Below are 15279 nucleotides of genomic sequence, written 5' to 3' on the forward strand. Positions count from 1 at the left end.
GCCGGCGTTGGCGCGCCGGCCTTGCTTGAGGACCGTCAAGATCACCGGGAGGGTACGACCCCTCCCCGGTCATCCACAGGTCTCAAGCATTGCTCACTCCGCGAACTGGTAGGGCGTAGGTCGCAGTCGGCGTCCGGACCGCGGCGAGGATCCGGAGGCGCCTTCGCGCCGAAGGTGTGTCCTCGACACGGCCGGGCAGCCGAGGAACTGGTGTGGCGGGAGCGTCGCGGACGCGGTCGTGAGTGGGTCTGAGCATGCGATGGTTAGGTAGTGCAGTGAACTCGGCGATCGTCGCGTCGGCCAGAGCAGTGGACCAGGCCGGCACGATCGCGGCGACGATGACCGGTGTAGCGGCGGCACGCCGGCGGGCGGCCGACACGTTCCGGTCGCTGGCAGGCCAACGATGCGGTGCCGAGCGCGAGCGTCTGTGGGGACTTGCCGATGGGTTCACACACTCGGCCGAGCGGGCCGAGCAGTTCGCCGCTGCCGAGCGTTCGCTCCACAGCGAACGTCCGGAACCTCGTGAGCTCCCGCAGATCTGAGCCCACCCGCCCACTACGGAGCCCACCGGAAGTGTTGTCAGGCGCAGACGGGCGGAGTAGAACCATTGCCACGGGCCCGGTGCCCGGCCAGGGCCGGATCGGAGGAGAAGATCCCGCCTCCCGTGCAGCGGACCCCAGCCCGAGTCACGGCACCCACGCGGCGCACGCCGCGACGAGGCTGTCTGCCATGGGTCTGCCTCGACGGCCGAACCGCGGTTGCCGAGGCCGAGACCGGTCTACATGGCGACCTGCGCACGCATGGTCACCGCGGGCTCGAGCTGTCGGACGCCGCCCGTCCACCGAGCGGCGTCCGACCCTTGTCCGGGGTTCGTGCCAGGAGACGAGTTCGGAGCAGACGCCCGCCCGACCCACCGGGGGACACCTCCCTCGTGCGAGCCACCAGCCCGTCGTCACCGTAGAGCGTGACGATCACGGCCCGGAACGGTGCTGCCGGGAGTAGAGGGCGACGGCCTCGAGCTGGGAGTTCACCCCGAGCTTGGTGAGCACGCCCCGGATCTGGGTGCGCACGGTGGCCACCGACACGACATAGGTCTCGGCGATGGCCTGTGCGCGGCGGCCGGCGGCCATGTGTTCGAGGATCTCGCGTTCCCGGACGGTGAGAGCGGCGACGGCTTCGTGCAGGTCGCGGTGGTCGCGCCGGTGACGCCGGTGGTGTTCGATCAGCTCTCGGCGTTGCGCCTCGGGAACGACCGGTCGGTCGGCGAGGGTATTGCGCAGGGCGGTCAGCAGAGTGGCGAAGGGGGCGGCTTTGGGGACCGCGCCGGCGGCGCCGGCGGCCAGGGCGGCGCCGATCCGCTCGGGTGCGGTGTTGTCGCTCAACGCCAGCACGCGCCAACCGGCGTCCCGCAGCGGCGCCACCAGTGCGACACCGTCGATCCGGCCACCCGTGTGATCGTGGCCGAGTTCGAGATCGAGCAGCACCAGTCCGGTCCGGACGATCCATCCGATGGTGGCGAGCAGTTCCGGGATCGAACGGATCGGGAGATGGCGGGTGTCGTGGTAACCGGCCGCGCGCAGGCCGGCCGCCAGTGAGGAGGCCACCAGCTGGTGGTCATCGACGACCCGGATCGGCGCGGCAGCCCGCCGCACGGGCGGCGGGACCTCTCCGCGGGCACGGGCCGGCCGGTCGGGTGCACGGCCGGTGCCCGACGTCGGTGGTGGAGCGGTGTGTGCGGCCCGCAGGTGGACCGCAGGCGCGGCGGGGCGGAATCGGGTCCGGTGGTCGGGCACGTCGGCCTCTCACCAGCCGGTCGTCCACAACGCTTCGCACCACGGCCGCCGGTCACGCAGTGCGAGTGCGGTGTCGGACACGGCCGTCTCGCTGAGCTCGGACCCGAACTCGCGGCGCCAGGCGTGTGCGATCAGCGGCCGGATCTGCTCGACCGGCCATCCGGCGCAGCGGACCGCGAGCGGGTCGAGGACCACGCTGATCTGGATCGAGATGTCCTCGAGGTGACCGGCGGTGTGGTCGCGGACAGATGGGGTCAACGGGGATCCTCCGGCATCTGCGTAGGTGACACGGGATGACGATCGGGGGAGCGGTCCACCGACGCGCGGCGACGCTGCGCGACAGCCGGGCGCGCTCCGGGGAGGGCCGGGCCGGCACTGCATCGGGTGGAGCGGTCTCGAGGACGATTGCTCCGAGGACGCCGGCTCCGAGGTCGGTGGCTCCGGGGTCGGGGCACTGCCGGTACAGGTGCTCGGGACACGAACGTCCCCTCCCCACCCGGGGCGCCCGCTGAAGCCGGACCCCGGGCATCGAGTGACAGGAATCGACGCCCGCCGGGGTCTGGAGCGGTCCCACACTGGTACACACCCGGGTGCGGCTCCGTCGACCGCCGAACGGACCATGCCGTCGGTGATCCACCAGGTGGCGCGACCTGATCGCCTCCGGCCGTACGCCGGTCACGCCGACCGGTCGGCCGGATCGGGATCGCCCGAGGGCTCGACGCCGGTGATGTGGATCACTTAGCCTGGTGCTGCTCGGATGTCACTCCAGTCCCCGGTGACCCACGATCACTGTTGGCGCACATGCCGGGGAGGCCTGCCGGATGGACAACCGGTTCACGGGAGCATCGGGACAGGTGGGCGAGCGGACCACCTGCTTCATCGGCTCGATCCTCGATACTCCGGGAGAGGGGCTGATCGTGCTGCGCGGCGAGCTCGATGCCGCCGCGGTCGATCGCCTGCGCGAGCACATCGACGCGTTCCTGGCGGGGACCACCCGCCATCTGGTGCTCGACGCGCGGGCGGTGCAACGCTTCCATCCCGCCCTGCCGGGCCTGCTCGGAGGCACCCAGCGCCGACTCGCGGTCCGGCGCGGAATGCTGCAGGTCCGTGGTCTGGCCCCGGCCGCCATCGCCCCGGACGACACGGCCTCGGACGGGCCCGCCTCGGACTACGCCGTCCCGGACTACGCCGCCGCGGACGGGCCCGCCTCGGACTACGCCGTTCCGGACGCCGCCGCCGCGGAGGGTGCCGGGCCGGGCAGCATCGCTCCCGCATCCGTGCCCACCCCGGCCGCCCTGCTCGACGTGACGGCCGAGGCCCCGCGTGCGGGCGAGAGAGGTGCGGCCGTCACCGGCTCGCCGAGGCCGGGGCGGTCGCCACCGGCCACCGGCCGTGACGGCCACACACCACCGGGGACGGGCAGTCGTGGGGCCGGCGGGACGTAACCCTGGGCACTGTTCCGGCGAGGACGCCGGTGTGTCGATGCAAGAGCTGCCGCCCTCGTACCCGGTCCTGATCGAGAGCTTCGGATGGGTCGTCGAGCCGGGGCTGATCGTTCTGGCCGTGCTCACCGTCCTCGGCCTCGGTGGTCTCCCGGGCTGAGAGCCGCCGTGCCTGCGCTCCCGCCGCCGGTGGGGCGGTCGGAGCGGGCAGGGCATCAGGCCCGCGTCGGGTCGGCCAGGGCGACGAGCACCTCGCGCGGCCCCTCATAGGGGTCGCGGCCGTGGGCCGTGCGAATGTTGTCGACGACGAGCAGGTCCCCGCTCTGCCAGGGCTCACGGATGGTGTTGTCGGCGTACGCCTGCCGGATCCGGGACACGAGATCCCACCCGATGGGGGTGCCGTCGCCGAAACACGTGGTGACGGGGAGCCCCTCGGGCCCCAGCATGTCGCACAGCTCGGCGTGCGCCTCGGGGCCCAGGCTCCATTCGCTGTAGTGCGCGATCTCGTTGAACCAGCAGCGGGCACCTGTCGTCGGGTGGCGGACCACGGCCCGGCGGCGTTGCCGGGTGCGGAGCCGGCCGCCGGGGCACCACTCGACGTCGATGGCGTGTGCGCGGCAGTAGTCCTCGACACCGTGCCGGTCGCCGGTGCCGAAGGCGTCCGACCAGGACGGGCCGATGTCACCGTTGTAGGTCCGCACCAGGAGCCATCCGTCCCGCGCGCACCGTGACACCAGGCTCGCCGGCAGCGCCTCGAGCACGGTCGAGGAGTCGACGAGCACCGTGGCCCCGCCGAGGACGGGTGGGGTCAGACAGACGAACATCATCAGGCCGGGGAACCGGTCGCGGTAGGACAACTCGTGGTGCGGGCACAGGGGCAGCCCCGGGGGCCAGCGGGTGGCGGAGTAGACACGGTCGGTGTAGGACCCCCGTGGGGCGAAGGCCTCCCGCTCGGGCATCAGCTCGTCGGCGAGCATCCGGATGACGTCGCCGGCCAGGATCGGGTCGTACAGGCCCAGGCCACGGACCAGTACCGCCCCGTACCCGACCGCCGCCGTCCGCACGGTCCGCCGTTCTTCGTGGGCCCAGCGCAACGGGTCCTCGGGATCGACGCGGAGCAGCGCCGGGGCACCGGCGTGGCGTTCCAGGGTGCTCATGCCGGGGCCGGGACGGACCTGACGGGCAGGTCCCGCGCGGGGTTGCCGCCCCACGTCGCGCCTTCGGGGACCTCCTCGCCCTTCATGACGAACGAGTCGGCTTCGATCGCGGCGTCGTCGCCGACGGTGATGCCGTAGAACACGAACGCCCCGGTGCCGACGCTGACCCTGGATCCGATGACGATGTCGTCGGACTTGAAGACGCTGTCCTCCTGGGAGTGGCTCTGGATGATGCTGCGCTCGTTGAGCATGCAGTCGTCGCCGAGGGACACGAACGACCGCTCGACGATGACGCAGCCGCCGTCGTAGAGCCGGGCCCCGACCCGGACCCCGTTGAGCCGGTAGACCGGGCCCTTGAGCGGGGTCCCGTTGAACAGCGCCATGTGTGCCGGTGCGGGCACCTTCCAGAACCGCTCGTGCCCCCAGAACTCCGGTTCGTAGATCGAGCATCCGCTCGGGACCCGGAGCTGCAGGGGTCGAACGGCCTTGTCCACCAGAGCGAACCACAGCACGGTGAAGACGATGATCAGAACCTGCACGATGGCGATCTCCAACGCGCCCAGCGTCACCTCGAAGACCGCCATCGCCGGGATCAGCATCATGACCCCGCTCAGGTAGAGCCAGCGAACCCCCAGGTGCAGGAGCATGGTGAGCAGGTTGTGCCGGTTCTTGCCGCGCAGGGCCCGGTGCAGGGCGTCGCTGCCGAACGCCAGTCGGGTGTCGCGGGCGACGGTGCGGGGGATCTCGAAGCTCGGTGAGCCGAGCAGGCCGGTGTCCGCTCGGACCGGTCCGTCGACGGGGACCATGACCTTGGTACCGAGCAGGCAGTTGTCCCCGGTCCTGCCCTGTGACGGGTAGGTGATCCGGTTGCCGAGGAAGTTGCGTTCCCCGATCCGGGCCGGCGTCACGCGGAACGAGGTGTGGGAGAACTCCGCGTTGACGATCGACAGCTCGTCGGCGACGACGGTGCCCGAACCGACCGCGGCCAGGTACGGGTTCTCGTGCTTGACGCCCAGGCCGAAGTTGTTGCCCGTCTGCACCAACGGTGTCAGGTCGTAGCCCACCGCCCGCAGGTAGTGCGGGATCGCCGAGCTGTCACCGAACAAGCGGATGAACGCCGCGTTGTTGGTCATCGCCGCGACGGTTCCGTGGAGGAAGTAGTGCACACCGTAGAGCGGGTGGACCCGGCCCGGGCGCACCGCGCGGGCGAGCAACCGCGGGACGGTCGCGATGAGGACGAAGGCCAGGAGCAGGAAGCCGGCGATCAGGACGAGGGCGAGCCCGGCGATCTCGGCGTAGAAGTACCAGTGCACGAACGCCAGTGGTCCGGGGAACAGCAGCGCCCGCAGCTGCGGGACCTCGCGCAGGAGCAGGGTGAGGCCGCCGAACGAGAGCGGGGCGCCGATCCCCAGCAGCAGCGCCAGCTGCCACATCGAATAGAGGATCTTCCGGGCACGACCGCAGCGGGCGGGTGGGACGGTGCAGTAGTCCGCCGCGGCGGGCCGGGCGGGAGAACCGTGCCAGCGCTCGCCTGCCGGGACGGCCTGCCCGCTGAGCAGCGCGGAACTGTGTCCGAGCTGGCCGCCGTCGCCGATGCGGGTGTCGAGATCGAGGATCGTGGCCTCCCCGACGAACACGTCGTCCCCCAGGGTGACCGGCCCGATGTCGATGAGCCCGTCCCGGGCCCGGTAGCCGGTCAGCATCGCATCCTTGCGGACGACCGAGCGCTCACCGATGGACAGCAGGTCGGTACACACCGGAACGGACCGGGTGAACACCACCGAGTCACGACCGATCCGGGCGCCGAGCGCGCGCAGGTGGAACAGGTACAGCGGCGAGCCGCGGAACAGCACCAGCGGGCTCAGGCCCACGATCGTGCGGACGATCCAGAACCGGACGTAGCCGATGCTCCAGACCCGGATGGAGCGGGGCGTCCACCGGCCGATCAACAGCCACTTCACCACGATCGGGAACAGACACAGGAACACGAACACGCCCGCACCGACGATCACGGCCCGGTCGTAGAGCTCGAGCAGGGTCGCCGACACGACCATCCACTCGTACCCCCAGAACAGCGGCAGGGCCATCAGGTAGGTCCAGCCCAGCACGAAGCCGACCTGGAGCAGCCCGCACAGCACGTAGCCGGCGGTGCCCACCCGGCGGACCGGCGGCCCACGGCGCTCGACGACGACGGCGGGTTCCTCCGGCGGGCCGCCTGTCGTCGGGGGACCGGTGGGCGCCAGCGCGGAGGCCAGGAGCGCGAGGGTCGGATGGGCGTAGAGGTCCTGGATCGCCGGGGTCGGCAGCGCCGGGTCCGTGCGCAGGCGGGCGCAGAACTTCGCCATGGTGAGGGAATCGGCGCCCAGGTCGTCGAAGAAGTGCGCCTCGTCCGCGACCTCCTGCTCGACCACCGCGGCCAGGACCGTCCGCAGCCGTTCCAGCAGCCCGGTCGTCGTCGGCGCGGACCGGTCGGGCGCGGGGGCCACCGCCGCCGCCAGGCCCGCCAGGGTCGGATGCCGGTAGATCTGTGGGATCGACAGGGTCGGGAGCACCGGGTCGGTGCGGACCCGTGCACAGAACTTCGCCATCGTCAGCGAGTCCGCACCGAGCTCGAACACGTTCGCCTGCGCCGGGACGCCGTCGAGCCCGAGCACCTCGGCCAGGACCTCGGTGAATCGTTCCTCGAGCACGTCCTGCGCCTGCCGCCCCGCACCGTCGTCCGGCACCGGGATCACGGTCGTCGGCGCGGCGGAGGTCGCCCCGTCCTGGATCCTGCCCCGGTACTCGACACTCCCGTCGGGCGTGATCCGGCCCAGGTCACCGGTGCGGAAGATCCGGTTCGACGGGTTCGCGGGAAGGCCCGGCGGAGCCGGGACGAACGCCTCCTGCTCCAGGTCGTCGCGGCCGAGATAGCCGCGGGCCAGTCCGGCCCCGACGATGCCGATCTCACCGGTCTCACCGCGCGGCAGGACCGTCGACGGGTCCCCGAGGTCCAGGACGACGATGCCGGCGGTCGGCAACGGGACCCCCAGCGACGACGGTCGTCCGGGGTCCAGTTCGGTCCAGGTGGTGATGACGGTCGCCTCGGGTGCACCGTAGGTCCCGATCAGCCGCCGCCCGGGACGGTGCCATCGCTCGATCACGTCGGCGGGGCACGATGCCGCGGACAACACCAACCGGACGGGGAGATGTCGCTCGTCGAGCACGGCCAGGGTCGCGGGGTCGCTGCGCAGCACGGTGACACCCCGTTCGCGCAGGAAGCCGCCCAGGGCCGCGTCGTCCAGGGCCGCCGCGTCCGGCGGTGCGACCACCGTCGCCCCGGCCACCCAGGGCACCCAGGTCTGCTCGACCAGCAGGTCCGACGCCGGTGACTGTCCCTGGTACACCCGGTCCCGAGGTCCGATGCCGTACATCTCGACCGTGACACGGGCGACGTTGCAGACGGCACCGTGGTCGATCGCGACCCCGCACGGCCGCCCGTCGTCGTCCACGAGGTACACGATGTAGGCGACCGCGCCCGGCGCCCCGTGCTCGACGGCCGGCAGCCGTCGCGGACTCTGCTCGGCGACCGTCCGGGCGGCGAGATCGAGTGCGAGCACGGCCGTCCCGGCCCGGGAGTCGAGCCCCGGGAAGTCACCCGCGATCGACGAGGTGGTGAGCACCAGGGTGGCGCCCGCATCGTCGACGACGGCGCGCACCTGCTCGGGCGCGAGGCGGACGTCCAGCGGAACGTAGGTGGCACCGATCTTGGCCACCGCGAGCATCGCGGTACAGAGATCGGCCGGACGGTCGAGCAGGAGTGCGACCCGGTGCCCGGACCCGGCGTGGTGCAGCCGGAGGACGCGGGCCAGCCGGTTCGCCGCGGCATCCAGCTCCGGATAGGACAGGACTCCGTCCGCCGAGTCCACGGCCGGGTGGTCGGCGCCGCCGAACCGGACCAGCCGGTCGCACTGTGCCTCGAACAGCGACTCCAGCCGCTCGGCCGCGCGGGCACGTCGGCCCTGCGACACGCGGTGGTCGATCAGGACACGACCGGAGGCGGGTGGCTCCGGGCCGGGGCCTGCGGCCACGTCATCGTCCCCGGCGCGGGCGGCACCGGTCGTCGTACTGGGCTGTGGCCACATCGTCAGGGGAGAACCGGCGGGTGGAGCGCATGTTCTGTTTGTCGGATTCGCTGTGTCCACGACCGGACCTCCTGGGATCGCGACCATTTCACTCTGAATTCACGGGGGCGGCACCGAACTCGTGCGGGGATTCCGGCGTGTTACGGGAAATCCGCACGCGTCGGGCAAGGGGACGGTAAAATGATCAGCAGTAAAGCCAGGGGGCGGTTAACAGGGCGGTATGTCCTGAATGACCTGTGGTGGCGAACATCTTGCGGCGCAGGATCATACCTGTCGACCCGGGCCGGTCGCCGCTGTCGTCGTCGTCCGTTCTGAGGATTGTCGACCGGTCGGGTGCGGAGATCCGAAATCGCTCCGTAGTGGGCGGAGGGGTGTGGTGCGCGGGCGTTCGTGACATTCTCCGGTGGTCTGCACATCCGAATCGCGCAGTCGTTGTCCGGACCGAACTCGTCGTTTGCTGATGTGCTCGTCCCGATCCGGGGGAGGATTTCGCCCGGACCGTCCGTTCCTGACCGTTTCGCGGGTGGTGTCGCCGCGCCGACCGCTCGGTGTCGCGGTCCGCGGGCGGATCGGGACGAGCGGTGTCGGGAGCCGGCGGTCGGGCCGTCAGGGGCGGGGCAGGTCGTCACGGCCGGCGACCACGGCACGGGCGAGCTCGGTGAGGCGGTGGTTGTGGTCGCGGGCGTGCCCGCGCAGCAGCCGGAACGCCCGCTCCGGGTCGAGCCCGAACCGTTCCACGACGATCCCCTTGGCCTGTTCGATGACCACCCGGCTGCCCAGTGCGGTCTGCAGCTGTTCGATCACTGTGGCCTGGCCGAGGCGTTCGCGGTGCTGCAGGAGCCCGATCGTGGCGACGTCGGTCAACGCCTGGGCGATCCGTGCCGAGTCCGGTCCGAGTCGCCCCGGGCTCCGCCCGAGCAGGTTCATCGCCCCGATCGCGCGGTCGCCGTAGCGCATCGGCAACGCGTGGACCGCGGCGAACCCGGCCTGCCGGCACGCCGGGCTGAACCGGGGCCACCGGTCGACGTGCTCGGCCACGTCGTCGATCAGCATCATGGTGCCGGAGCGGTGGCACTCCAGGCAGGGGCCCTCCCCGGCCTGTAGCTGGTACAGCTCGAGCTGGCGGGCCTCGTGGGTGCTGGCCGCCATCACCTGCAGCCGGCCCTGCGGGTCGGCCAGCAGCAGCCCCACCGCGTCGACCTCCAGCAGTCGCACGCAGCGGTCGCAGAGCCGGAGCAGGAACTCCACCAGGTCGAATCCGGCCACCAGGGTGTCGGCGCACTCGACGAAGACCTCGGCCAGCTCGCCGGTCCGGTTCGGTGGCCACCCCGACTGCGTGTCCATGCGCCCTCCCGGGTCGGGTGACGCCCGGACAGCGCGTCAGGGTCGATGTGGGGAACACGAGAGTAGGACCCGCACGCAGCCGGCGCATGCGCCGACTGCGTGCCCGCTGCTCCGGACGTGCGGCCGGTCAGCCCGGGGCCTGGCGGCTCAGGTGCTCCCACGTCCGGTACTCCTCGGTGCGGGCCTGATCCATCTGCTGGACCAGGTCGTAGGAGGCGCCGCCGACGATCAGCCGCAGCGGTGGCTCGGTCAGGCGGGTCAGCTCCAGCACCACCGGGGCGGCGGTGCTCGGGTCGGGCCCTGCGTCGTCGCCCCACATCTCGGCCATCCGGGTGCGCAGCGGCTCGTACTCCGGGAGCGGCGCCGTGGTCGTGATGCCGCGGGTGAACAGGTCGGTGTCGTAGCCGCCGGGCTGCACGATGGTCACCGCGATGCCGAACGGCGCCATCTCCATCGCCAGTGCCTGGCTCACGGAGTCGAGCGCGCTCTTGCTTGCCGCGTAGAACCCGGTGGAGGCGACGCCACCACCGGTGCCCATCGTGGTGACCTGCAGGATGTGCCCGTGCCCCTGCGCCCGCAGGTGCGGCACGACGGCCTGGGACACCCATACGGCGCCGAAGAAGTTGACGTCGAACTGGGCGCGGATCTGCTCCTCGGTCGCCTCCTCGACCATGCCGAGCAGCATCGTGCCGGCGTTGTTGACCACGATGTCGAGCCGGCCGAACGCGGCCGCGGCCCGGTCCACGACGACCTGCACGGCCGCGCGGTCGGTCACGTCCAGCTCCAGCCGGACGAGGTCGTCGGGGTGGGCCGCGGCCAGGTCGTCGAGCGGGCCGAGGTCGCGGGCGGCCGCCACCACCCGGTCCCCGGTGCCGAGTGCCGCCTCGGCGAAGGCCCGGCCCAGGCCTCGCGAGGCACCGGTGATGAACCAGACGCGGGCGGTCGTCATGCGCGCTCCTTCGGGGTAGAGACGAGACGGACCGTCTCGTTGACGACGAGTGTTCACTGCCGACGCGACACTGTCAAGACGATGCGTCTCGTCTCGTTTAGGCTGGCGGGCGTGTCCCGCACCGCGAAGCCGAACGCCGCCCGGCGCAGCGAACGTTCCCGGCAGGCCGTCCTCACCGCCGCGCGCGAGCTCGTCCCCGAGCTCGGCTACGCCAGGGTGACGATCGAGGCCATCGCCGCCCGGGCCGGCGTCGGCAAGCAGACGATCTACCGCTGGTGGCCGTCCAAGGGAGCGGTCATCCTCGACTCGATCCTCGCGCTGAGCGAGGGGGAGCAGGGGGTGCGGCTGCCCGACACCGGCGAGCTCGCCGCCGATCTCCGGGCCGTGATGCGGGCGACCGTGGCCGAGTTCGCCGATCCGGTGTTCGAGGCGCCGTTGCGGGCGCTGACGATCGAGATCGCCGCCGACCCCGACCTCGCCGCGATGTACCGCGAGCGCCTGGCGGGGCCGGTCGACGAGGCCAAGAAGGAGCGGCTGCGCAGTGCGCAGCGGGCCGGGCAGCTGCGTCCCGACGCCGATCTCGACCTGGTGCTGGAGGTGCTCTACGCGCCGCTGCAGCAGCGCTGGCTGCGCCGTTCCGGGCCGCTGACCGACGACTACGCCGACGCGCTCGTGGATCTCACCCTCCGCGCCTTCGCGCCCTGACCGGCGGCGCGAACCGGTCGCCGGCCTCGACAGCTACATTCCCCACCAGCTATATTCCCGCCGTGGCATCTACGTTCGAGGTGCTGGCCGAACCCCGGCGCCGGGAGATCCTCGATCTCCTGCGTGCGCGGGAGCGCCAGGTCGGGGAGCTGGTCGACGAGCTGGGGCTGGCCCAGCCGACCGTGTCGAAGCACCTCAGGGTGCTGCGCGAGGCGGGACTGGTGCAGGTGCGGCGGGACGCCCAGCGCCGCTGGTACCGGCTGCACGCCGCACCGCTGGCCGAGGTGGCCGCCTGGCTCGCGCCCTACCGCTGGTTCTGGGAGTCGCGGCTGGACGCCCTGGAACGACGCCTCGACGCGATGCCGGACGCACCGCCCGGGCGGGACCCCGGATGACCGAGCAGCACCGCATGACCGAGCAGCACCGCATGAGCCGGCAGCACCGCATGAATAAGGAGCACGGCATGAACAGGAGACCGGTATGAACGCGGATCTGGACATCGTCGACGGCCGGCCGGTGCTCCGGTTCGAGCGGGAACTGGCCCACCCGCCGCAGAAGGTGTGGCACGCCGTGACCGACCCCGGCGAGATGTCGCACTGGTTCCCGGCCGCGGTCAGCACCGAGCTGCGGATCGGGGCCCGGATGCGGTTCGACTTCGGTGAGCCCCCCGCCGGCGAGGCCGCTGCCGGTGGCGTGGAGGGGCCCGATGTCGCGGAGGGGCCCGATGCCGCGCCCTACGCCGACGGGGAGATCCTCGAGCTCGATCCGCCGCGGGTCTACGCGTTCCGGTGGACCGACGAGCTCTACCGGCTGGAGCTGCTCCCGCGCGGCGCGGGCTGCCTGCTCGTGTTCACCGTGACCCTGAGCGGAACCGGGACCGTGGGTGACCTGCCGTCGGTGGCCCGCAACGCACCGGGCTGGGACGGGTGCCTCGACGCGCTCACCGCGAGGTTGGACGGGCAGCCGGTGCCGCAGCCGACACCGGCCTGGTTCCTCGCCCACGCCGAGCACTACGTCGACCGGTTCGGCCTCGGTGAGGGCACGGCGACGACCACGGCCGACGGGTACCTCCTGCGGTTCGAGCGCGACCTGATCCAGTCCGTGCCGCAGGTGTGGTCCTGCCTGACCGGCGACGCCGGCCCCCGGGCCGAACGGGTGCCGGGGAGCTGCACGCACGAGCACCTGGAGGCGGGCGCGATCACCGCCGTCGAGCCGCCGCACGCCCTCGCCTACGGCTGGTGCCACGACGGCGTGCCCGTGGGCACGGTCCGGTTCGCGCTGCGCGAGCAGGAGCCGATCGGCTGCCGCCTGGTCCTCACCCAGACCGTGCCCGCCGGCCTCGGCGGGCTGTGCGCGACCGCGCTCGCCGCCTGGCAGGCCCACCTCGAGGTCCTGTTCGCCACCCTCAACGGCGCGACCCGGTCCCCGGCGGAGGGCCGCACCGCGGCGCCGGCCGCCGGGTACGCGCGCCGCCTCATCGGACTGCAGCCGACCGGCCCGACGGGGGACTGAGTCTCGGCGCGGTGTGGGCGAGGAGCTCGTCGGCGACGATGGGGACGGCGTGGGCCGGGAGCCGGTGCCCGACGCCGTCGAGCCGCACGAGGCGGGCGCCCGGGATCTCGGCGGCGAGCGCCTCGCCGTTGCCGATCGGGAAGAACGGGTCCTGCACCCCGTGCACCACGAGCGTGGGGGCGCTGATCTGCCCGAGCTGCTCGCGGCGGCGCGGGCCGTGGTCGGCGAAGGCGATGTTGCTCGTCGCGCACCGCACGTCGGCGGTGCGGTCGACCTCGGCCTCGGCGTGCCGACGGGCGGCGGCCTCGTCGAACGTGCCCGCCCCGGCGAACGTCCTGGCCAGCAGCACGAGGTACTCGATGACGGCCCGCGGGTCGGACCAGTCCGGGTCCGGGGTCGTCCGGAGCACCTGCATGAGCGCCTCGTCGTGTTCGGGGAGGTCGGCGTCGACCGGGCCGGGGGTGTTCGGCCGGGCGGCGACGAGCGTCAGCGTCGCGACCCGGTCCGGATGGTCGAGGGCGAGCAGCTGGGCGATCCAGCCGCCGACCGACATCCCGACGACGTGCGCCGAGCCGGTCCCGGTCGCGTCGAGCACGCCGACGGCGTCATCGACGAGGTCGGCGAGGGAGTACCCGGGCTCGCCCGGCGGGTACGACTCCGAGCGGCCGGTGTCGCGGGCGTCGTACCGGATCACCCGGCGTCCACCGGCCACGAGGCGCTCGCACAGCTCCTCGGGCCAGCTCGGCATCGACGACCCGACCAGCAGCACGGCCGCGTCGTCGGTGCCGCCCTGCACCGCCACGCAGCTCGCCGCCCCATTGATCCTGATCACGCGCTCGCCCGTCGGCACGAGTCCGCCCTCCTCCCGGCCCGCCGCGCACGGACCTCTGCCGGGGCCGACCGGGCGGAGCGGCCGGACTCATCGGTGCACGTGACGGGTCGCGTCAGCCGCGGGCGGGGCCGAAGCGGAAGGCCGGGTGCGACCGCTGCGCCGCGACCCGGGGTGCGAGGCCGTCGAGGACGTGGTCGACCTCGCGCCGGGCGTCACCGGCGGGCACCGTGTCGGCGCCGAACGGTGCCAGCGCGCTCACCAGGTAGCCGGCGTCGCGGCCGCGGACGGTGTCGGGCACCGATCCCGCCCGCCCGGCCGCGCCGCCGAGGTGCCGGAACCCGGTGACGGTCATCGGCCCGGTCCGGGTCGCGACCCGGTCCAGCCCGGCCGGTGCCGGGGTGTCGACGAGCACGCCGTTGCCCAGGTAGGCGTGCGGCATCTCCGGTTCGGCGTACACCCGGGCCGTGTCGCGCGGGTCGAGGGGCGCGACGGTGTCGTCGTCCCACCGGACGGCGGTACGCAGCGGCGCCAGCAGTGCATCGGCCCGCTCGGGTGTCCCGGTGACCGTGACGCCGACCCGCAGCACGCGCCGCCCACGCAGGTGCGGCGGCAGGAACGGCAGGTCGGGGTAGGGCACCACGGACATCCCCGAGGTGATCTCGGTCGGCAGGTCCGCGGTCCAGGACACCCACTCGTGCAGCGGCGCCGGATCGCCCGGCTCGTCGGCCGGGCCCAGCACCCGCACCAGCCCGCCGCCGGTGAGCGGACCGGCCGGGAGCAGGCCGATCGTCACCGCGGTGACGACCTCGCCCGGCTCCGGCCCGGTGCCCCGCAGCCGGGCGAACCGTGCCCCGTCGGTGCTCGCGTCGACGGTCCGCACCGTGCCGTCGGCGTCGACCAGCTCGAACGAGCGCACGTGGTCGGCCGCCCAGCCGTCGGACCGGACGGCGAGCCCGAGCCCACCACCGAACAGGTACCCGGCGACACCGACCGAGGGGGCGCTGCCGCTCGGCGGGCGCAGCCCGTGCGGTGCCGCCGCCGCGATGACGCGGGCCCAGCTCGCGCCCGCCCCGACCCGGGCCGTGCGCGACCCGGCGTCGATCTCGACACCGGCGAGCCCCGCCAGGTCCAGCAGGACACCGCCCGCGGCGGGGACGCTCAGACCGTGCCCGGTGGCGTGCACGGTCAGCGGGGCGTCGTGCCGGGCGGCGATCTCCACGGCGGCGACGACGTCGGCGACACCGCCCGGGACGACGGTCGCGTCGGGCGTGTGGGTCAGGCCGGTCTGGAAGCTCGCCGCCGGACCGTCGCCGGCCACCGGGACCCGGGCCGTGAGCGCGCGGAGCAGGGGACTGTCGGTCGTGCTGGTGTGCTGTGTCGTTGTCATGACACCGAGCCTGCGCCGAGCCCGTCCAGAAGTC

14 protein-coding genes are annotated in these 15279 nt (G+C 72.9%); 6 read left to right on the forward strand and 8 right to left on the reverse strand.

What is annotated here, in order from left to right:
* Window positions 1–242 precede the first annotated feature (242 nt).
* Window positions 243–542, forward strand: coding sequence for a hypothetical protein (locus BM093_RS36135; protein ID WP_177238673.1), 300 nt, complete (start codon window positions 243–245; stop codon window positions 540–542).
* 429 nt (window positions 543–971) lie between these two features.
* Here the strand turns inward: BM093_RS36135 and BM093_RS24145 are convergent, their stop codons facing one another.
* Both BM093_RS24145 and BM093_RS24150 read right to left on the reverse strand, forming a co-directional pair.
* Entirely contained in the window at window positions 972–1652 is a 681-nt protein-coding gene (locus tag BM093_RS24145) for a helix-turn-helix transcriptional regulator (RefSeq protein WP_093350217.1), read from the reverse strand.
* Window positions 1653–1802: 150 nt separating this feature from the next.
* A complete protein-coding gene (locus BM093_RS24150; protein ID WP_093349983.1) occupies window positions 1803–2051 on the reverse strand; it encodes a hypothetical protein in 249 nt (82 codons plus the stop codon).
* 596 nt (window positions 2052–2647) lie between these two features.
* On the opposite strand from BM093_RS24150, the gene BM093_RS36140 reads away from it, so the two are divergent.
* Both BM093_RS36140 and BM093_RS37985 read left to right on the forward strand, forming a co-directional pair.
* Window positions 2648–3238, forward strand: coding sequence for an STAS domain-containing protein (locus BM093_RS36140; protein WP_177238674.1), 591 nt, complete (start codon window positions 2648–2650; stop codon window positions 3236–3238).
* Window positions 3239–3269: 31 nt separating this feature from the next.
* Window positions 3270–3395: a hypothetical protein gene (locus BM093_RS37985; RefSeq protein ID WP_281248727.1), complete on the forward strand. Its 126-nt coding sequence runs from the start codon at window positions 3270–3272 to the stop codon at window positions 3393–3395.
* Between the two features lie 55 nt (window positions 3396–3450).
* On the opposite strand, the gene BM093_RS24160 is transcribed toward BM093_RS37985, so the two are convergent.
* The 4 genes from BM093_RS24160 to BM093_RS24175 all read right to left on the reverse strand — a co-directional run bounded on the left by BM093_RS24160 (window position 3451) and on the right by BM093_RS24175 (window position 10809).
* On the reverse strand, window positions 3451–4392 hold the full coding sequence (locus BM093_RS24160; RefSeq protein WP_093349991.1) for a TauD/TfdA family dioxygenase: 942 nt from the start codon (window positions 4390–4392) through the stop codon (window positions 3451–3453).
* Window positions 4389–8462 carry a Pls/PosA family non-ribosomal peptide synthetase gene (locus BM093_RS24165; protein WP_177238675.1) on the reverse strand — a complete coding sequence of 1358 codons (4074 nt, stop codon included), beginning with the start codon at window positions 8460–8462 and terminating at the stop codon, window positions 4389–4391. The genes BM093_RS24160 and BM093_RS24165 overlap by 4 nt, the downstream gene beginning before the upstream one ends.
* A gap of 660 nt (window positions 8463–9122) precedes the next feature.
* Window positions 9123–9860, reverse strand: a complete 738-nt coding sequence (locus BM093_RS24170; protein WP_093350001.1) for a GAF and ANTAR domain-containing protein — start codon at window positions 9858–9860, stop codon at window positions 9123–9125.
* Between the two features lie 127 nt (window positions 9861–9987).
* Window positions 9988–10809 (reverse strand): SDR family NAD(P)-dependent oxidoreductase, encoded by an 822-nt coding sequence (locus tag BM093_RS24175; RefSeq protein ID WP_093350006.1) that lies wholly within the window; start codon window positions 10807–10809, stop codon window positions 9988–9990.
* 111 nt (window positions 10810–10920) lie between these two features.
* On the opposite strand from BM093_RS24175, the gene BM093_RS24180 reads away from it, so the two are divergent.
* The 3 genes from BM093_RS24180 to BM093_RS24190 all read left to right on the forward strand — a co-directional run bounded on the left by BM093_RS24180 (window position 10921) and on the right by BM093_RS24190 (window position 13026).
* A complete protein-coding gene (locus BM093_RS24180; RefSeq protein WP_245773758.1) occupies window positions 10921–11514 on the forward strand; it encodes a TetR/AcrR family transcriptional regulator in 594 nt (197 codons plus the stop codon).
* A gap of 62 nt (window positions 11515–11576) precedes the next feature.
* Window positions 11577–11909 (forward strand): ArsR/SmtB family transcription factor, encoded by a 333-nt coding sequence (locus tag BM093_RS24185; protein ID WP_093350015.1) that lies wholly within the window; start codon window positions 11577–11579, stop codon window positions 11907–11909.
* A gap of 85 nt (window positions 11910–11994) precedes the next feature.
* Window positions 11995–13026 carry an SRPBCC family protein gene (locus tag BM093_RS24190; RefSeq protein WP_093350020.1) on the forward strand — a complete coding sequence of 344 codons (1032 nt, stop codon included), beginning with the start codon at window positions 11995–11997 and terminating at the stop codon, window positions 13024–13026.
* On the opposite strand, the gene BM093_RS24195 is transcribed toward BM093_RS24190, so the two are convergent.
* Together BM093_RS24195 and BM093_RS24200 are read right to left on the reverse strand one after the other, a co-directional pair.
* Window positions 12989–13876 (reverse strand): alpha/beta fold hydrolase, encoded by an 888-nt coding sequence (locus tag BM093_RS24195; protein WP_218162912.1) that lies wholly within the window; start codon window positions 13874–13876, stop codon window positions 12989–12991. The two genes, BM093_RS24190 and BM093_RS24195, sit on opposite strands and share 38 nt — an antisense overlap.
* A 94-nt stretch (window positions 13877–13970) precedes the next feature.
* Window positions 13971–15245, reverse strand: a complete 1275-nt coding sequence (locus BM093_RS24200; RefSeq protein ID WP_093350024.1) for an FAD-binding oxidoreductase — start codon at window positions 15243–15245, stop codon at window positions 13971–13973.
* Window positions 15246–15279 lie beyond the last annotated feature (34 nt).

Origin of the sequence: Pseudonocardia ammonioxydans (assembly GCF_900115005.1) — a bacterium.
GTDB lineage: Bacteria > Actinomycetota > Actinomycetes > Mycobacteriales > Pseudonocardiaceae > Pseudonocardia > Pseudonocardia ammonioxydans.